A 17,379-nucleotide genomic window follows, 5' to 3' on the forward strand; every position below is an offset into this window, starting at 1 on the left:
CCCGCTTTTTTGTGCCCGCGATGCTGGATCGCTAGCGTCGATGCTATGCTCAAGGCGTCAATATCTTGGGTAGTTCACGGGGTTCTTGCCTCGACAGTGGCGGATTCTGCGTTTCGGCCTGTGTCGCCCATCCTGCTCGCCTGCAGCCTGATCGGCTGTGGTGGTGATACGGAGTCCGCTGCGCAAGCCGATGATCCGCTCGCCACAGGTGCGGGTTTTATCGCCTTGACCACCACGCTGCTCGGCGGTGACGCCATCAGCCAGAAATCCATGGGATTCGGCGCATTGACGGCGCCGGGCCGCAAGGCGGCCGTCACAACGGCCTGCGACAGCGGCAGCATGACGGTCGATGAGGCAACAGGGCGCACCGAATACGACAGCTGCGTCACCCAGTTCACCAACGGTGGTTACAGCCTGACGTCCACGCTGGATGGCGTGGAGATCTCCACTGAAACCGATTGTCCGGACACCTCGTCCTGCGCCGCCAACAGTACGTTCTTCTTGGATCAGTACGGCGAGAACGGGCAGCCGCTGGTCGCCGTGAATCAGGATTCCAATGGCGTGGATGTACGGTCCACGGCATTGCTCACAGATCGCTATTCGGTGGCCACGAGCAACGACACCACCACCTACAACTCTTTGCTCAACGGTCGCGTCACGTCGCAGGACCGGGCTGCCGGTTTGCCTGAACTGCGTTTCGGTTACAACGAAGTTCGCTTTGTCGAGGTCGAAAGCCCGCAAGGCTATTCCGTTGCGATTGACGGTGCGTTCAATTCGAATGCGGGCAGCATTGCCGCCGGCTGTGCCAGTGGCGCCGCCATGTTCGCCACGACGACCCCGGTCCAGTTCGATTCGGGTGGCGCACTGACGGCGGGCGAGCTCACCGTGACATTGGCGGACGACACGGCCGTGACCGCCACGGTGGAGAACGGTGTGTTCGTGATCCGCTCCGGCGGCGAGAGCACGACGTACAGCCTTGCCCAGCTGAGTGCGCTTTGCAGCTAAGCCATTAACTAGGATTGCCCGTCGACGTTTTCCCCTGACGTCCCGTTCCTCGCGGGTACGGTCGCCTCGACGCGGGCTCTTAATACGCCGTCGGTCAGGCGCAGATCAATGGCATCGCCCGCGCTGACCTGACTCACCGAACGGATGACCTGCTGTTCGGGGTTTGTCGCCACGGCGAAGCCGCGGTTGAGTACAGCCAGGGGGCTGACGGCCTCCAACTCGCGGCCCATCGCGCCGACTCGCATTCGTTGATCGTCCAGCTTGCGGACAGTCGCGCGCGTCAGCGCCGTCTGTAGCTGATCGATGTGTCGGGCTGCGCGTTGCAAGCCCAGCCGTGGATGCTGGCCGCCGAGTCGGGAATCCAGCGCATTCAACCGCTGACCCGCGATCTGCAACCGGCTGTACGCGAGTCGCTGCAGGCGCTCCGCCAGTTCATCCACGCGCTGTGCCCGCTGCTCCAGATGGCGCCCGGGATGGGCGAGGGTGACGCGGTGGTGCAGTGTCGTGACCTCACGGGTGCGGACCGCCAGCAACGCGCGCAGTGCGCGCTGTGACTGGGCGGCATGGCTTGTCAGCACTGCCATGCGTTCGCGTAGATCCGGCGCGGCAAGCTCGGCGGCTGCCGATGGCGTGGGTGCCCGCAAGTCGGCGACGAGGTCGGTAATGGTCGTGTCCACCTCATGGCCGACACCGCTGATGACCGGGATGCGGGAGGCGACGATGGCGCGGGCCACCCGCTCTTCATTAAACGGCCACAAGTCTTCGAGTGATCCGCCGCCACGGCTGACGATCAGAACATCGGCCTCACCGTGAATATTGGCGCGCGCGATGGCGTCCTCGACCCCGGCCGCGGCGCGGTCGCCTTGCACCAGAGTCGGGTAAACAACGACATCGATGAGCGGGCATCGCCGCGCCAGCACCGCGCGGATATCACGCAGGGCGGCTCCGGTGGCCGAGGTGACGATGCCGAGGCAGGTCGGGTTTGACGGAATGGATCGCTTGCGCTCCGGTTCGAACAGTCCTTCGGCCGCCAGTTTTTGCTTGAGCGCTTCGAACTGCAGGCGTAGCGCGCCTTCGCCGGCCGGCTCCATGTGTTCGATGATGAGCTGAAAATCGCCGCGCGCCTCGTACAGTCCCAGCCGGCCGCGCACCAGCACCTCGTCGCCGTCGCGGGGCGGCTGTCCGACCAGTCGATTGGCATTGCGGAACATCGCGCAGCGTAGTTGAGCGCCCGCGTCCTTGAGACTCAGGTACCAGTGGCCGGAGCGGGGCACCGAAAGATTAGATATTTCGCCCTGCACCCAGATCCGGCCAAAGCCTTGCTGCAGCAGCAGTCCGACCTCCCGGTTGAGCTGGCTCACGGTGAAAATGGCGCGGCGATCGTCTGAGTTCATGCCAAATGGGTTTGCTGGAGGGCCAGGGGCTTGCGCAGCCGCGTATACTACGCCCCCCTTCAGACCCGAACTCCGCCATGCGCTTGAGTGAAGAGGCACTCACCTTTGACGATGTCCTGCTAACGCCGGCCTTCTCAAACATCTTGCCGCGCGAGGTTGACCTCACCACCCCGCTGACGCGCGAAATTCGACTCAACGTCCCGCTGTTGTCTGCGGCGATGGATACGGTGACCGAGGCCCGGCTGGCGATCGCGCTGGCGCAGGAGGGCGGATTGGGCATCGTCCACAAGAATATGCCGCCTGCCGATCAGGCGCGTGAAGTGCGCAAGGTCAAGAAATTCGAGTCGGGTGTGATCAATGATCCGATCACGGTGTCGCCGACGGCGACGATTCAGCAGGTGCTGGACCTGACCCGCAAGCACAGCATTTCGGGCGTGCCGGTCGTCGATGGCACCGAGCTGGTCGGTATCGTCACCAGTCGTGACCTGCGGTTCGAGACGCACTACGACGCCCCGGTCGCCAGCGTGATGACCCCCAAGGAGCGTCTGGTCACCGTGCGCGAGAACGCGGGCAAGCAGGAGGTCATGGACCTGCTGCACAAGCATCGCATCGAAAAGGTGCTGGTGATCAACGATGCCTTCGAGTTGCGCGGCATGATCACGGTCAAGGACATCCAGAAGTCCACGGATTTTCCGAACGCCTGCAAGGACAGCCACGAGAGCCTGCGCGTCGGTGCTGCCGTCGGCACGGGCGCGGACACCGAGGAGCGTGTCGCAGCATTAACCGAAGCCGGCGTGGATCTGGTCGTGGTCGATACCGCGCACGGGCATTCGCAGGGCGTGCTAGATCGCGTGAGCTGGATCAAGAAGCACTACCCGGATCTACAGGTGGTTGGCGGCAACATCGCCACCGGAGACGGCGCATTGGCCTTGGTCAACGCCGGGGCGGATGCGGTCAAGGTCGGTATCGGGCCGGGGTCCATCTGCACGACGCGGATTGTCGCCGGTGTCGGTGTTCCGCAGATCACCGCGGTGGCCAATGTGGCCGATGCCCTGCGCAGCAAGGGCGTGCCGCTGATCGCCGATGGCGGCATTCGTTACTCCGGCGACATGGCCAAGGCGCTGGCCGCCGGCGCGTACTGCGTCATGGTCGGCGGCATGCTGGCCGGCACGGATGAGGCCCCCGGCGACATCGAGCTGTACCAGGGCCGTTCCTACAAGTCCTACCGCGGCATGGGCTCGCTGGGTGCGATGGGGCAGGGCTCCAAGGATCGCTACTTTCAGGATGCGACGCAGGAGTTGGAAAAGCTCGTGCCGGAGGGCATCGAGGGTCGCGTGCCGTACAAGGGATCGATGTCGTCCATCGTCCATCAGTTGATCGGCGGCGTCCGGGCCGCCATGGGCTACACCGGCTGCGGCAGTGTGGATTCACTGCGCACCGAGGCCACCTTTGTACGCATCACCGGCGCGGGTGTGCGTGAGTCGCATGTCCACGATGTATCCATCGTCAAGGAAGCCCCGAATTATCGGGTCGAACGTTAGACCGAGAACAGCATGCAGCCCAGTGACGACAAGATCCTGATTCTGGATTTCGGCTCCCAGTACACCCAGTTGATCGCGCGCCGCGTGCGCGAGTTGGGCGTCTACAGCGAAATCCATCCCTGGGACTGGACCGCAGAGCAGATTCGCGGTTTTTCGCCCAAGGGCATCATTTTCTCGGGTGGGCCTGAAACCGCATCGGTTGCCGATGGCCCGCGGGCCGATGCCGAGGTCTACGGCATGGGCGTGCCGATTCTCGGCATCTGCTATGGCATGCAGACCATGGCGGCTGAACTCGGCGGCCAGGTCGCGCCGTCGACCAAGCGCGAGTTCGGGTACGCACGTGTGGCCCGTACCGGCGCCTGTCGCCTGCTCGACGATATCGAGGACGCCGTGACCACTGAGGGTATGGCGCAGCTTGATGTCTGGATGTCACATGGTGACCGTGTGGAAACGCCGCCGAATGGCTTTTCGGTGGTCGCTGGCACCGAGTCAGCGCCCGTCGCTGGCATCGCCGATGACGGCCGCGGCTTTTACGGCCTGCAGTTCCATCCGGAGGTGACGCACACGATTCAGGGCGCCCGGATTCTGGGTCGCTTCGTGCATGACATCTGTGGCTGCGGCAACGCCTGGCAACCCGGCAACATCATTGAGTCACTCACCGCCAAGGTCCGTGATCAGGTCGGTGGCGGCAAGGTGTTGCTCGGTCTGTCCGGGGGTGTCGATTCATCCGTCGTGGCCGCGCTGTTGCATCAGGCGATCGGCGAGCAACTGACCTGCGTGTTCGTCGACAATGGGCTATTGCGCAAGGAAGAAGGCGATCAGGTCATGGCGACCTTCTCGCAGCACCTTGGCGTCAAGGTGATCCGTGTCGATGCCGAAGAGCGCTTCCTGTCGGCCCTGGCCGGCGAGGACGATCCCGAGGCCAAGCGCAAGATCATCGGCAAGACGTTTATCGACGTCTTCGACGAAGAGGCCGGCAAGCTGGCGAATGTCGATTTTCTAGCCCAGGGCACCATCTACCCGGATGTGATCGAGTCGGCCGGCGCGTCGACGGGCAAGGCGCATGTGATCAAGTCCCATCACAACGTGGGTGGTTTGCCCGAGCACATGAAGCTGCAGCTGGTCGAGCCCCTGCGCGACCTGTTCAAGGACGAGGTGCGCAAGATCGGTCTGGAACTGGGCCTGCCGCGCGAAATGGTTTACCGCCATCCCTTTCCCGGGCCAGGACTGGGCGTGCGGATACTCGGTGAGGTGAAGAAGGAATATGCCGACCCGCTACGCGAGGCCGATGACATCTTCATCTCCGAACTGCGCAAGCATGATCACTACGATGCGGTCAGTCAGGCGTTTGCGGTATTCCTGCCGGTTCGTAGCGTCGGCGTGATGGGTGACGGTCGCCGCTACGAGCATGTCATCGCACTGCGTGCGGTCGAAACCGTCGATTTTATGACCGCCCGATGGGCACATCTTCCCTATGACTTTCTCGATCATGTGGCACGCCGCATCGTGAACGAGGTGGACGGCATCTCCCGCGTCGTCTACGACATTTCAGGGAAGCCGCCGGCCACGATCGAGTGGGAGTGAACCCGCACCCGCGCTGAACCCGCGGCGAGATCGACGTCGGCGTGGAGAGCAACATGCACAGAATCTCCCGACTACCGTTCATGCTCGCCATGCTGCTACTGCCTGGGTTGGCGGTGGCCGGCGAGACCAGCAGCCGGGCGGTCGCGTTGGAGTTGCTGGATCGGCTGGATCAGGGGCGGTACGCCGAAGCCGTGGAGCCGTTCACGCCCACCATGGTGGATGCGGTTCCCGCCACCCAGTTACATGCGATCTGGACCTCGTTGCCGGCCCAGTTCGGCGCCCCGCTGCATCGTGGCGCCGTGACGACAACCCCGGCTCAGGGCGTCGAACTCGTGGCCGTGCCGCTCTACTACGAGCGTGGCGCGCTGACGGCCAACGTGGCGATCACGCCCGATGGTCAGATCGCTGGCTTCCGACTCGTGCCGCTGGTTCCACCACCCGAATCGGTGCCGGCGGCGGCAGGTTTCATCGAACGTCCTATCCAGGTTGTCAGCCAGCGTTTGCCCCTGGCGGGGACACTCACCGTACCCAAGGGCGAAGGGCCGTTCCCCGCTGTCGTCCTCGTGCACGGGTCGGGCCCGCATGGCCGGAACGAGACCATCGGCCCGAATCACATCTTTCTGCAGCTAGCCCGCGGACTGGGCGAGCAGGGCATCACCGTGCTGCGCTATGACAAGCGCACGCATACCTACCCCGAGCAGTTTGCGGACGGTGATTTCACCATGGAAGACGAGACCATTGCGGATGCGGTGGCCGCGGTCGAGGTCCTGCGTGAACAGCCGGAGGTCCGGGCCGGTGACGTCTTCGTCCTGGGCCACAGCCAGGGCGGTATGCTGGCGCCGCGTATCGCGGAGCGGACGCAGGGATTGGCGGGTCTCGTGCTGTTCGCGGCGCCGGCGCGGTCGTTACTGGATTTGTTGCCGGAGCAGAATCGCTATTTGTTCGGGCTGGATCGACGCATCACCGACGAAGAACGAGACTTTCTCGAAACCTTGGAACAGCAGATCGCTGCCCTGCGCAGCGAGCGGCCGATCGACCGCAAGAACACCCCCATGCAGCTGCCAGCTGCCTATTGGCATCATGCCGATCGCATTGATCCGGTGGCGGATGCCCAGGGCATCGATGTTCCGATGTTGCTCGTTCAGGGTGGCCGCGATTTCCAGGTGACCCAGACCGATTGGGAGCGCTGGAAGCAGGGGCTGGCGGACCAAACCGGCGTAGAGTTCCGGTATTACCCGACGCTGAATCATCTGGGGATCGCGGGCCAGGGCGCGAGCAGTCTTGCGGAGTACCAGGAACCCGGCGACGTGGACATGCAGCTGATCACTGACATTGCCGGCTGGATCAATCAGGTGCCCGATGCCTGATTCGACCACGCCGGCGGTCGCCACCGACCATGACTGGATGCAACGGGCGCTAGAGCTCGCCGAGCGTGCGGCGCAGGCCGGCGAGGTACCCGTTGGCGCTGTTGTTGTGCGAGATGGGGTCGTGTTGGGCGAAGGGTGGAATCAGCCGATCGGCCTGTCTGACCCGACCGCGCACGCCGAGATTCAGGCCCTGCGCGCTGCGGCCAGCGCCATCGGCAACTACCGGCTGGTCGGCTGCGACCTATACGTGACGCTCGAACCTTGTGCGATGTGCGCTGGCGCCATCGTCACCGCGCGTATCCGCCGCGTAATTTACGGGGCCGATGACCTGCGTGCCGGCGCCGCCGGGTCGGTCTTCTCGGTGCTGCCGGGTGAGCAACTCAATCATTGTTGCGAGCTGACAACCGGCGTACTCGCGGAGCAGTCGGCCGATCAACTGCGCGGCTTCTTCCGTGCCCGGCGCAAATAGGCCTGTTCAGGGCACTCCGTCAAAAAACTCGACGATGCCTGTTTCCAGTGAATATTCCGCGCCGACCACGACCAGCCCATCATTGTGGATGAGCGATTCCAGAATCTTCGACCCGTAGCGAAGCTGGTTGGCCGACGCCGCAACATTGGCGCGCACAGCCCGGTCCATCAACGCCATCGGCTGCTCATCAGGAAAAGCGTCCAGCAGCGGATCGACCACCGGCCGGATGCGGTCGACGATGGCATGCAGGTTGGGTGAGCGTGTCTCGCTTGGCTGGTCGAGTTGCTCCAGCGTTGCGGCGACGGCTCCGCAGCTTGTGTGCCCCATCACCACGACCAGGCGAGTGCCGAAGCGATCCGCCGCAAATTCCACGCTGCCAACCAGCGACGGCGCGATGACGTTGCCGGCCACACGAATCACGAATAGATCGCCCAGGCCCTGGTCGAAGACCAACTCGGCAGGTGCGCGGGAATCGGAGCAGCCGAGAATGATCGCAAACGGTTCCTGCCCACCCACCAGCTGCAAGCGCCGCATGGGGTCGCTCACACCGTTGGAGCCCTGGGCTTCGTTGGCGACAAATCGGGCATTGCCTTCCTTCAGGCGTTTGAGAGCGTCTCCGGCTGACAGCATCTGGCTTCCTTTTCGATCGTGTTAAACGGGTGGATGTCCTGGCTGATTCCAGACCAGCCGTGTACGGACTCCAGCGACATGTGCATCAGGTAGGCATCGGCCAGACCATGGGTCGGGTGCGCGAAGGCCTCCGGTTGCCTACCGATAATCGTAAACCCCATCCGCTTTCACAAGCGCACACATCCGTTCGAGGCCACGGCGTCGCACCCCGTCTGCTCAGCGACGGGGGCGGCCGCCAGAGACCGCAATGGCGCGGACCGAACTCTCAGCGTTTCAGCGTCGCGTCGAGAAAGCGGCCGAACGCGGCCCAGGACGATTGGTCAGCCTGCTCGCGGTAGCTGTCCTGACCGAACACGGTGAAGGCATGCGGCGCGCCGCCATAGGTCGTCATCGTGTGCGGCAGCCCGGCCGATTCCAGTTCGTTCGCCAGCGCACCGAAGTGGTCCATGGTGATGTGCCCGTCGGCGGTGCCGTGCTGAATCAAGTAGCGACCCTTGGCCTTGGAATAGTCCTGCCCCTCGGGCGTGGACAGCCCGCCATGGAAGGTCACGAAACCCTCCAGATCGGCGCCGGAGCGTGCCAGTTCCAATACCGCGGCGCCGCCGAAGCAGTAGCCCATCGCCACTGCGTGGTCGGTGTCCGCGCCCAGGCCGCGGGCCGAGCGCAACGCGCCTTGCATCAGGGCGCGCAGCTTGTCGCGATCCTGGTACAGCTCGCCGGTGTGCTGGCGCTTGTCTTCGACCGTCGTCGGCCGCACGCCCTTGCCGAACAGGTCGGCGGCGAAAACGGCGTAACCCATCCCGGCGAGCATGTCCGCCCGCTGAATCTCGTAGTCGGTCAGACCATCCCAGTCGTGCAGCAGCAGGACCAGCGGCGCATCCGGTGCAGGGGTGACGAAATAACCCTCGTAGGACTGATTGTTGACGCTGTATTCAGCGGATTGACCGGTGCCGGCCAGACAAAGAGCGGGGACGGTCGCGAGCAGGGCGACAAGAAGTGCGCGGATCATGCGAATACCAGGTTCGGGCGTTGGCGCAGACTACCGCATGTATCAGACGGCAAAAAAATGGGGCGGCTTGAACCGGGCCGCCCCAATACGCACAGATCGTCTTTCTTGGTATGCGTTATTCGTTACCGGCTCCGGACGACGCTTGGAAATCAACCGTCGTCACGGTTTCCGCCTGTATGGAAATGTCGTTCTCGACGTCGCCAAAGGTGATGGCGTCGTCCTGCTCGCCCAGGTCTTCACCGGCCTGGCAGGTGAACGCAGCCGTGTAGTCGCCCGCCAGCAGGAATCCGACTTCGTAGCTGTAACCGACAATCGTGTCGGTCTCGTCGGTGACGGGGGAGACCTGTGCCGTGGTCAGCGGATCAATATCGGCATCGGTGGAGCTGTCTGCATCATCGGGCGTGGTCGCAGCGCCGGTGTAGACGTAGACGGCCGCACCCTCGCCGGAAACCGGATCAGCCGAGCAACTGGCATCGGCGAACAGGTCGGGATCGACCGTGCCGGTGAGCGTGCCGACCTCGGCGTTGTCCACCACGCGCACGACGGGTCGCAGGTTGTAGCAACCGGTGGCACCGCGCTCAGCGATGGATTGCCGCAGATCAAAGTCCACAATGTAGGCGGCCGACTGGCCGGCGGCCACGGTGATCGGACCCTGGAATTTCAGTCCGGACTGCTCGCCGCTGGGTATGACCAGCGGGTAGTCGACGCCATCGATGGTGATGTACGACGGCAGTTCGCTCGGGATGTTGTTGCAGCTGGGCGGCACGGAATCCACCAGCAGCCGGACCTGCTCGTACTCGCCAACCGGCACCTCTTCGCCCTCGATCAGAAACGCGCTGTTGTTGCCTTGCAGGGCGAGCAGGTCGATCTGCTGTGGGGTGTCTAAAACGAAGGTCAGGCGGGGCTCGTCATCGGCGCCCAGCAACTGCACCTCGGTGAAGGTCACAACCACCGCATCGGCCTCGTCGACCGGGGCATCAGTGACCCCGAGCGAGACGAAGCCGGTGCCGGAAATGTCAGCCGATCCCCCGTCGCCACCGCAGGCGGCCAGGGCGACAGCAACAGTCGCGGGAATCAGCAATCTGAAAGCGGACATGGGTCATCTCCTATGACAGTCGAATTCATCTGGCGCGCCCGGCTTGTCCGGACTCGCTGAACACGTAAATCCCCAACCCCGCGAACTCACCACCCTCGTCGGTGCTGTGCTGGACGAGTTCGGCGTCCAGTGTTTTAAGTAGCTGCATACCGGATTCGGCGGCGAAGGCTTGCAGTCGTTCGACGCCGGCCTGCGTCAGGTGGTCAAAGCTGACCTTGCGCTGAAAGCGTGGCGCGGCCGGCTGCTCGATGTTCCAGCCGATGGTGTTGAGCAGCGCGGCGACGTCGGTGCCCATCAGGTCGAGCTTGGCGGTGACGTCTTCGCGCGGCACGTAGGCATCGGTCACCAGCACCAAGCTGCCGGGGCGGGTGGCATCGTCGTCGCCGGAACGGGCAACGCCGGATTGCAGCAACTCGCGCACCACCGCCGTAATGGGAATGTCCGGACAGGCGCGGCCGCGCAACGCCTCCAGCGACGGAGCAGGCCCGTTCACCGGGAGCTGGCGGGGCAGTCCGGCGTCAGTTCGATAGGCGGGCTCGCGGATCCACAGCGCCACCAAGCGCAGCATCGGGTTGAAGACCTGTGCGGGCTGGTCGGCATCGACCTGGCGTTGCACTCGCGCCACGTCCCGGCGGTTAATACCGGTGAGCAACGCCACCCGGGATTTGCTGGCCGGTCGATTGCGGATGCCGAATTCCTCCGATGCCACCGAGATGAAAACGCGCTTCGCAAGCTCAGAGAACGCCGCGTAATCGAAGCCCTGGCGCAGCAGGATGCGCGCGAGCGCGCGCAGCACACGCTCCACAGCGCCTTGCATACGGGCCTGGGCGGTTGGATCAAACTGCGTCGCGCTATCCATATTTGGCATATTAACGCCAAATAAAATTAATTTCCAAGGAGGCCGTCGCCTAACACCCGACGGTGTGGTGGGAACAACGGCGAGAAATTCAGCTGGGGGTCAGGTCGTGCTGCGCTCGCCTGAGTCACCGATCACTTCATTGGCGGCCCGCTGGCCGGCGCGCAGCGCGCCTTCGATATAGCCGCAGAATTCGGTTGCAGTTTCGGTCCCCGCCCAATGAATGCCGTCGCAGGGGCTGCGTAACGCCGGCCCGAGTTCGGTGAGCACCCCAGGCGTTAGCAGCCCCACGTAGCAACCCCGCGACCAGGGATCGGTGATCCAGTCGTGTTCGACATAGCCGATGGGATGACGCGCCGCATCACCGAAATAGCGAACCAGACTGCCCAGCACAGCGGCTCGGCGTTGGTCTGGTGCCGCGGCCGACCAGCGCCGGGCCGGAGCACCGTCGATAAAGCCGACCAGGGCACCGAACTCGCCTGTCGGCGGCGAGGCGTCGAACACCGTGTTAAACGCTAGTGAGTGGCTAACCGCCTCGCCAGACAGGCCAGCACCGCGCCAGAACGGCGTGTCGTAGGCGACCACGGTTTTGATCACCGAGCCCATGGGCATGCGATTGGCCAGCTGCACGCGGTTCGCGGGCAGGGCCGGCTCGAAGGCAATGCGATCCTGCAATGCCGGAGGCAGCGCGCAAACTACGCGCGGGGCGCGGAACTCGGCGCCGGTGGCTGCCGCGACGATCCAGTCGTTTCCGGCACGTTTGACCGCGCAGGCGGGTGATTGCAGGTGAACCTCGCCGGCGGCTACGAGTGGCTGCGCCAGCCACTCGGCTAGTTGAACCATGCCGCCATCGACGGTGGCCGCCTGGGCGCCGCCGGTCACCGAGGTCAACACCTCGAAGTTCTGGTTGGAGGCGCAATAGAACAGAAAGCCGAGGAACGAGAGCATCCCCGGCTCGGCGGTCATCACCGAACGAATGGCGATGTCGAAGATCTCCCGGCCACTGCGTGTGCGCAGGTGCCGGCGCATCCATGACTCCAGGGTCTGGTGGTCCCAGGCGCTGGCCTGGTCGGCCTCCCAGGGTGCATCCAAGGTCAGCGAACGCTGGGCTCGGCTCAGCTTTTGGATGGCGCGCTGCAATTCCAGCAAGGCCAGTGGGTTGGCGTTCGGGATGATGCCGCGGTAACGCTTGAGGCGATCGCGATCGCCGCTGTCGAGGTGTAGCAGCTTGGCGCCATCGGCAAATTGCGGCAGGACGTTCGCGCCGGCCTGATGTGCCAGATTCGACAGCTCGCTGTGCGCCGCGCCGATCCACTGCCCGCCAATGTCCACGGTGCGACCAGCAAGCTCGGTGACGTGCGTGCGGCCGCCGATCCGGTCGCGGGCTTCCAGCACCGTGACCCGCAGGCCGGCATCGTGGAGCCGCCGCGCACATTGCAGGCCGGAGAAACCGGCACCGATCACAATACAGTCACGAGAAATCATCAGCTCTGCAGGCTCCGTCCGAGTGGAACCGACGCCACGCGCCGGAAAAGCCGCTGGTCTCGTTGCTCTGTCCAGGTGAACAGCGACAGTTGATCCAGGGTGAGAGACAAGGCCGCGACACCAGTGCCGGATAGCGTACCGGTGAGTCGCTCGCGATCGGCGCGCGGCAGCTTGCGGCTGAGCCGCGCCACGGTGACGTGCGGTTTGGGCGGTCGCTGGTCTGGCGTGACTGCCGCCGCCGCACACAGGCTGCCCCGGTGGCCGTGGATTAGCGTGTCAAGCAGATTGTCCTGTGCCCTGACCAGCAAGGACACCGCGGATGGCGCACGTGCAGATCCCAGCAGCTGCCAGCGCGTGCCGTCCACGCGGATTCGTGCAGGCATCTGCGCGGCGGCGGTCGTGGCGACATCAAAGGCACGGCGGGCCGGTTGTTCGCCGCAGCGACCAAGAAAGGCGAGGGTGACATGGCGGTCTGTGCCGACCATCAGACGGCTGGATTCCGGAAGCTGCAGGCGCCGGACGCTGGCATCCAGTGCCTCCGGGTCGCTCCAAGCGTCGGCGGGCCAGCCGATGAACCAGTTCGCATCGTCCATCGCTGCATTGTGTTCGACATGCCGCTGCGCGGCCAGATGGCTTCGGCCGTGAGATCATGGGGCATCAGGCCTGTTATCCGCTGGAACCTGGGGGTGCTTTGCGGGTCAGAACAGGATCTCCATGGGATTGGCACGTCGGCGACGGCGCAGGGAAGAATATGCATTGGCATCGTATTGCGTGGCCATGTCTGGCCGCGATGGCTGGACTTGTGGCGGGCTGCAACGGCCCGGCTGACGAATCGGGTTCGTTGGCGAGCCGGCCGGCCACTGCGGTCATCGCGCAACCGGTGGAGATGGCCAGCTTCGCCAGCGGCATTGAAGCGCTGGGCACGGCCCGGTCCAACGAATCGCTGGATGTCAGTGCCAACCTCACCGAGAAGATCATTTCGCTCGACTTCGACGATGGCTCGGATGTGAAGCAGGGCGCGCTGCTGGCACGGCTCGACGACACCGCCGAGCGCGCGGCGCTGGCAGCGGCCAAGGCTCGGCTTGCCGAGCGCCGCCGCACGCTGGAGCGATCCAGGTCGCTGGTCAGTGATCGTGTGCTATCCGAATCCGAAGTCGATCTACGCGCCTCGGAGGTCGAGACCGCCGTGGCCGAAGTCGCCGAGCTGGAGGCATTGATCTCCGATCATCAGATTCGCGCGCCATTCGACGGTCGGGTCGGCCTGCGCATGGTCAGTGTTGGCGCACTGATTCGGCCGGGCGACGTGATCACCACGCTGGACGACATCGACACCATCAAGGTGGATTTCACCGTGCCGGAAACCGAGCTGGCGCGGCTGAAGCCGGGCGTGCCGCTGGTCGCGCGTGCGTCGGCCTACCCGGATCGCCGCTTCGAAGGCGAGGTGTCGGCCGTGGACACGCAGGTCAATCCTCAGACCCGGTCCGTGCTAGCCCGCGCGGTCATCGACAACCGCGAGCGTGTGCTGCAACCCGGCATGCTGATCGAACTGGAGGTGCTGGCCCGCCAGCGTCAGTCGTTGGCTATTCCTGAGAGCGCGTTGGTGCCCCGCGGCGAGCGCCAGTTCGTGTTTCGCATCATCGACGGCAAGGCCGAACGCGTGGAGGTCACGGTGGGTACGCGGCAGCCGGGCGTGGCCGAAATCACGGATGGGTTGCAGGCCGGCGACGTGGTGGTCACCGACGGCACGATCAAGTTGCAGCCCGGCACGACGGTGGAGGTGACAGAGCGCTCTGCCGTGCTGCCATCGCGGTCGAGCGCAACGGAGAACTGACATGATCCTGTCTGGTGTGTCGGTTCGCCGCCCGGTCTTCGCCAGCGTGCTGTCGCTGTTGATGATCGCCTTTGGTTTGTTGGCCTTCGACCGGCTTGCGTTGCGCGAGTATCCAGACATCGATCCCCCGATTGTCTCGGTGGATACGACCTATCCCGGCGCATCGGCTGCAGTGGTCGAAACCCGCATCACCGAAATCATCGAGGACCGCATCGCTGGCGTGGAGGGCATTCGCTTCATCGAGAGCAGCTCGCAGGACGGTCGCTCGCGGGTAACCATCGAGTTCAGCTCCGGGCGGGATATCGATGGCGCCACCAATGACGTGCGCGATCGGGTGTCCGGGGTGCTGGACAACCTGCCGCAGGAAGCTGATCCACCGGACATCCAAAAGGTCGAGTCCGATGACGACGTGATCATGTGGATGAACCTGACCAGCACCGAAATGGACTCGCTGGAGCTGACGGATTATGCGCGCCGCTACCTGCAAGACCGCTTTTCGATTCTGCCTGGTGTGGCGCGGGTACGCGTGGGTGGGGCGCTGGAATACGCCATGCGGGTCTGGCTGGATCGCAAGGCGCTGGCCGCTCGCGGTCTAACGGTTGCGGATGTCGAAAACGCGCTGGTTGCCGAGAACGTCGAGTTGCCGGCGGGCAAGATCGAATCGGTCGACCGCCTGTTCACGGCGCGAGTACGTCGCAGCTATCGCACCCCGGCTGATTTCCGTGATCTGGTTGTTGGCAGCAGCCGCGACGGGCACCTGGTCCGTTTGTCCGAGGTTGCACGCGTCGAAAAGGGTGCTGTGGAAAACCGCACCATGTTCCGCGGAAACACCGTGCCCATGGTCGGCATCGGCATCATCAAGCAGTCCACCGCGAACACGGTGGAAGTTGCGCGCGCGGCCAAGGCGCTGCGCGAACGGGTCAATCCCAACTTGCCTGAAGGCATGGCGCTGGAGCAGAGCTACGACTCCAGCGTGTTTATCGAGGCAGCAGTGGTCGAGGTGTGGAAGACACTGGCCATCGCCGTCGCGCTGGTCGTCGCGGTGATCTGGCTGTTCCTTGGCAGTGCGCGCGCGATGATCGTGCCCGCGGTGACGGTGCCGGTGTCGCTGATTGCCACGTTTATTGCGCTCTACACGTTTGGTTTCACCATCAACCTGCTCACGCTACTGGCCTTGGTGCTGGCGGTGGGGCTGGTCGTCGATGATTCCATCGTCATGCTGGAGAACATCGCCCGGCGTGTGGAATTGGGCGAGCCACCCCTGGTGGCTGCGTATCGCGGAGCCAAGCAGGTGGGCTTTGCGGTGGTGGCAACGTCCGTCGTCCTGATCGCCGTGTTCGTACCCTTGTCGTTCATCTCGGGCGACATTGGCAGGTTGTTCACCGAGTTTGCGATCACCATGGCGGCAGCGGTGTTCTTCTCGACGATTGTCGCGCTCACGCTGTCGCCAATGCTGTGCTCCAAATTGTTGTTGCCGCGTGATGAGAATCGCAAGTCCGTGTCCGCCTGGATCGACCGGGGCTTTGATCGAATCGCCAACGGTTATGGTCGCGTGCTGGACACCATCATCCATCGGCCTATCGCGATGGGGCTGGTGGTGGTCGCTGTGCTCGTGGGCGCATGGTTTCTGCTCAAGGCCGTGCCCAGTGAATTTGCCCCGAAGGAAGATCGCGGCTCATTTTTCGTCATCGTGCGAGGCCCTGAGGGCGCAACCTACGATTACATCAAGGACTACATGCTGGAGATTGAGGCGCGCACGATGCCATTGGTCGAGGCCGGTGAGATCGAGCGTCTGCTGGTTCGCGCCCCCAGTTTCGGCGGAGAACGCTTCAACAGCGGTGTGGTGATCATCGGCCTCAAACCCTGGGCGCAGCGGCGCTCCGCCTGGGAGATCATGGACGACATTCGTAGCCGGGTGTCCGACCTGCCCGGCGTGCGTGCGTTTCCGGTCATGCGTCAGAGCTTCGGTGGCGGGCGCGGGCAGCCTATTCAGTTCGTCATCGGAGGCGGCACCTATGAGCAGCTGACCGAGTGGCGCGACACCCTGACCAGCGCGGTTGGCGAACGCATGCCCGGCCTGATCGGGGTGGATTCCGATTACAAGGAAACCCAGCCGCAGCTACGCGTGAACATCGATCGCAACCGGGCGGGTGACCTGGGCGTGTCGGTGCGCGACATCGGCCTGACCCTGCAGACCATGCTTGGCTCACGGCGGGTGACGACGTACATCGATGATGGCGAAGAGTACGACGTGATCGTCGAGGGTGAGCGTTCCGAGCAGCGCACCCAGGACGCTATCGCCAACCTCTATGTGCGCTCAGCGACATCGGGCGAACTGATCCCGCTGTCCAACCTGGTGACCATCCGCGAACAGGCTGATGCCTTCGAACTGAACCGCTTCAACCGTGTCCGTGCGATCACGCTGGAAGCTGGGCTCGCCGATGGGCTGGTGCTGGGCGAGGCGCTGCGGGAGTTGGAAGAGCTGGCGCGTGAAGTCCTGCCGGAGAACGTGGTCATCGATTACAAGGGTCAATCGCGAGATCTGCAGGAATCCTCCGGGTCCCTGCTATTCGTGTTCCTGCTGGGTCTGGTTGTCGTGTTCCTGGTGCTGGCGGCGCAGTTTGAGAGTTTCGTCCATCCGCTGGTCATCATGCTGACCGTGCCGTTGGCCGTGACCGGGGCCTTGTTCGGGCTCTGGCTGGTGGGCTCGACGCTGAACATCTACAGCCAGATCGGCCTGGTCATGCTCATCGGCCTGGCCGCGAAAAACGGCATTCTCATTGTCGAGTTCGCCAACCAGCGTCGCGATGCCGGCGTCGGCTTCGACGAGGCCCTGATGGAAGCCTCTCGCGTGCGCTTTCGCCCCATCGTAATGACGGCGATCACCACCGCAGCAGGCAGCCTGCCGCTGATCCTGTCATCCGGCGCCGGTGCAGAAACCCGCTTTGCCATCGGCATCGTGATCCTGTTTGGCGTCCTCGCCGCGACGCTGTTCACGGTGTTTGTGGTGCCGGTGGCCTATAGCCTGCTGGCCCGCAAGACCGACTCGCCAGAAGCCGTGGCACGGCAACTCGAAAGCAAGCTGGCCGAGACACCGATGCAGCCTTGAATC

15 protein-coding genes are annotated in these 17,379 nt (G+C 64.1%); 7 read left to right on the top strand and 8 right to left on the bottom strand.

Annotated features, from left to right (window positions below):
• Positions 1-96: 96 nt before the first annotated feature.
• Positions 97-1,005 carry a hypothetical protein gene (locus ACE1EY_RS14810; protein ID WP_373928100.1) on the top strand — a complete coding sequence of 303 codons (909 nt, stop codon included), beginning with the start codon at positions 97-99 and terminating at the stop codon, positions 1,003-1,005.
• 8 nt (positions 1,006-1,013) lie between these two features.
• Here the strand turns inward: ACE1EY_RS14810 and xseA are convergent, their stop codons facing one another.
• Complete coding sequence (gene xseA / locus ACE1EY_RS14815; RefSeq protein WP_370300522.1) at positions 1,014-2,399, bottom strand: exodeoxyribonuclease VII large subunit; 1,386 nt, start codon at positions 2,397-2,399, stop codon at positions 1,014-1,016.
• 77 nt (positions 2,400-2,476) lie between these two features.
• Here xseA and guaB point away from each other — a divergent pair, with 77 nt between their 5' ends.
• The 4 genes from guaB to tadA are packed head-to-tail and all read left to right on the top strand — an operon-like array spanning position 2,477 to position 7,360.
• Positions 2,477-3,940, top strand: coding sequence for an IMP dehydrogenase (gene guaB, locus ACE1EY_RS14820; protein WP_370300523.1), 1,464 nt, complete (start codon positions 2,477-2,479; stop codon positions 3,938-3,940).
• Positions 3,941-3,952: 12 nt separating this feature from the next.
• Positions 3,953-5,524: a glutamine-hydrolyzing GMP synthase gene (gene guaA, locus ACE1EY_RS14825; protein ID WP_291512312.1), complete on the top strand. Its 1,572-nt coding sequence runs from the start codon at positions 3,953-3,955 to the stop codon at positions 5,522-5,524.
• Between the two features lie 53 nt (positions 5,525-5,577).
• Positions 5,578-6,891 carry an alpha/beta fold hydrolase gene (locus tag ACE1EY_RS14830; RefSeq protein WP_370300525.1) on the top strand — a complete coding sequence of 438 codons (1,314 nt, stop codon included), beginning with the start codon at positions 5,578-5,580 and terminating at the stop codon, positions 6,889-6,891.
• Positions 6,884-7,360, top strand: coding sequence for a tRNA adenosine(34) deaminase TadA (gene tadA, locus ACE1EY_RS14835; protein WP_370300526.1), 477 nt, complete (start codon positions 6,884-6,886; stop codon positions 7,358-7,360). Before ACE1EY_RS14830 ends, tadA begins: the two co-directional genes overlap by 8 nt.
• A gap of 6 nt (positions 7,361-7,366) precedes the next feature.
• On the opposite strand, the gene ACE1EY_RS14840 is transcribed toward tadA, so the two are convergent.
• The 7 genes from ACE1EY_RS14840 to ACE1EY_RS14870 form a co-directional block, all read right to left on the bottom strand.
• On the bottom strand, positions 7,367-7,990 hold the full coding sequence (locus ACE1EY_RS14840; RefSeq protein ID WP_291512315.1) for a carbonic anhydrase: 624 nt from the start codon (positions 7,988-7,990) through the stop codon (positions 7,367-7,369).
• Positions 7,957-8,151 carry a hypothetical protein gene (locus tag ACE1EY_RS14845; RefSeq protein WP_291512316.1) on the bottom strand — a complete coding sequence of 65 codons (195 nt, stop codon included), beginning with the start codon at positions 8,149-8,151 and terminating at the stop codon, positions 7,957-7,959. Before ACE1EY_RS14845 ends, ACE1EY_RS14840 begins: the two co-directional genes overlap by 34 nt.
• A gap of 104 nt (positions 8,152-8,255) precedes the next feature.
• Positions 8,256-8,999 (bottom strand): dienelactone hydrolase family protein, encoded by a 744-nt coding sequence (locus ACE1EY_RS14850; RefSeq protein ID WP_370300527.1) that lies wholly within the window; start codon positions 8,997-8,999, stop codon positions 8,256-8,258.
• Positions 9,000-9,114: 115 nt separating this feature from the next.
• On the bottom strand, positions 9,115-10,095 hold the full coding sequence (locus tag ACE1EY_RS14855) for a DUF4382 domain-containing protein (RefSeq protein WP_370300528.1): 981 nt from the start codon (positions 10,093-10,095) through the stop codon (positions 9,115-9,117).
• Positions 10,096-10,120: 25 nt separating this feature from the next.
• Positions 10,121-10,954: a DUF6502 family protein gene (locus ACE1EY_RS14860; protein WP_291512319.1), complete on the bottom strand. Its 834-nt coding sequence runs from the start codon at positions 10,952-10,954 to the stop codon at positions 10,121-10,123.
• Between the two features lie 99 nt (positions 10,955-11,053).
• Positions 11,054-12,436, bottom strand: coding sequence for an NAD(P)/FAD-dependent oxidoreductase (locus tag ACE1EY_RS14865; RefSeq protein WP_291512320.1), 1,383 nt, complete (start codon positions 12,434-12,436; stop codon positions 11,054-11,056).
• Complete coding sequence (locus tag ACE1EY_RS14870) at positions 12,436-13,029, bottom strand: 2'-5' RNA ligase family protein (RefSeq protein ID WP_370300530.1); 594 nt, start codon at positions 13,027-13,029, stop codon at positions 12,436-12,438. Before ACE1EY_RS14870 ends, ACE1EY_RS14865 begins: the two co-directional genes overlap by 1 nt.
• Before the next feature lie 197 nt (positions 13,030-13,226).
• Here ACE1EY_RS14870 and ACE1EY_RS14875 point away from each other — a divergent pair, with 197 nt between their 5' ends.
• Together ACE1EY_RS14875 and ACE1EY_RS14880 are read left to right on the top strand one after the other, a co-directional pair.
• Complete coding sequence (locus ACE1EY_RS14875; protein ID WP_291512322.1) at positions 13,227-14,267, top strand: efflux RND transporter periplasmic adaptor subunit; 1,041 nt, start codon at positions 13,227-13,229, stop codon at positions 14,265-14,267.
• A 1-nt stretch (position 14,268) separates the two neighbouring features.
• A complete protein-coding gene (locus ACE1EY_RS14880; protein WP_291512323.1) occupies positions 14,269-17,376 on the top strand; it encodes an efflux RND transporter permease subunit in 3,108 nt (1,035 codons plus the stop codon).
• Positions 17,377-17,379 lie beyond the last annotated feature (3 nt).

The organism is Abyssibacter sp., assembly GCF_964229365.1.
Lineage (GTDB): Bacteria > Pseudomonadota > Gammaproteobacteria > Nevskiales > OUC007 > Abyssibacter.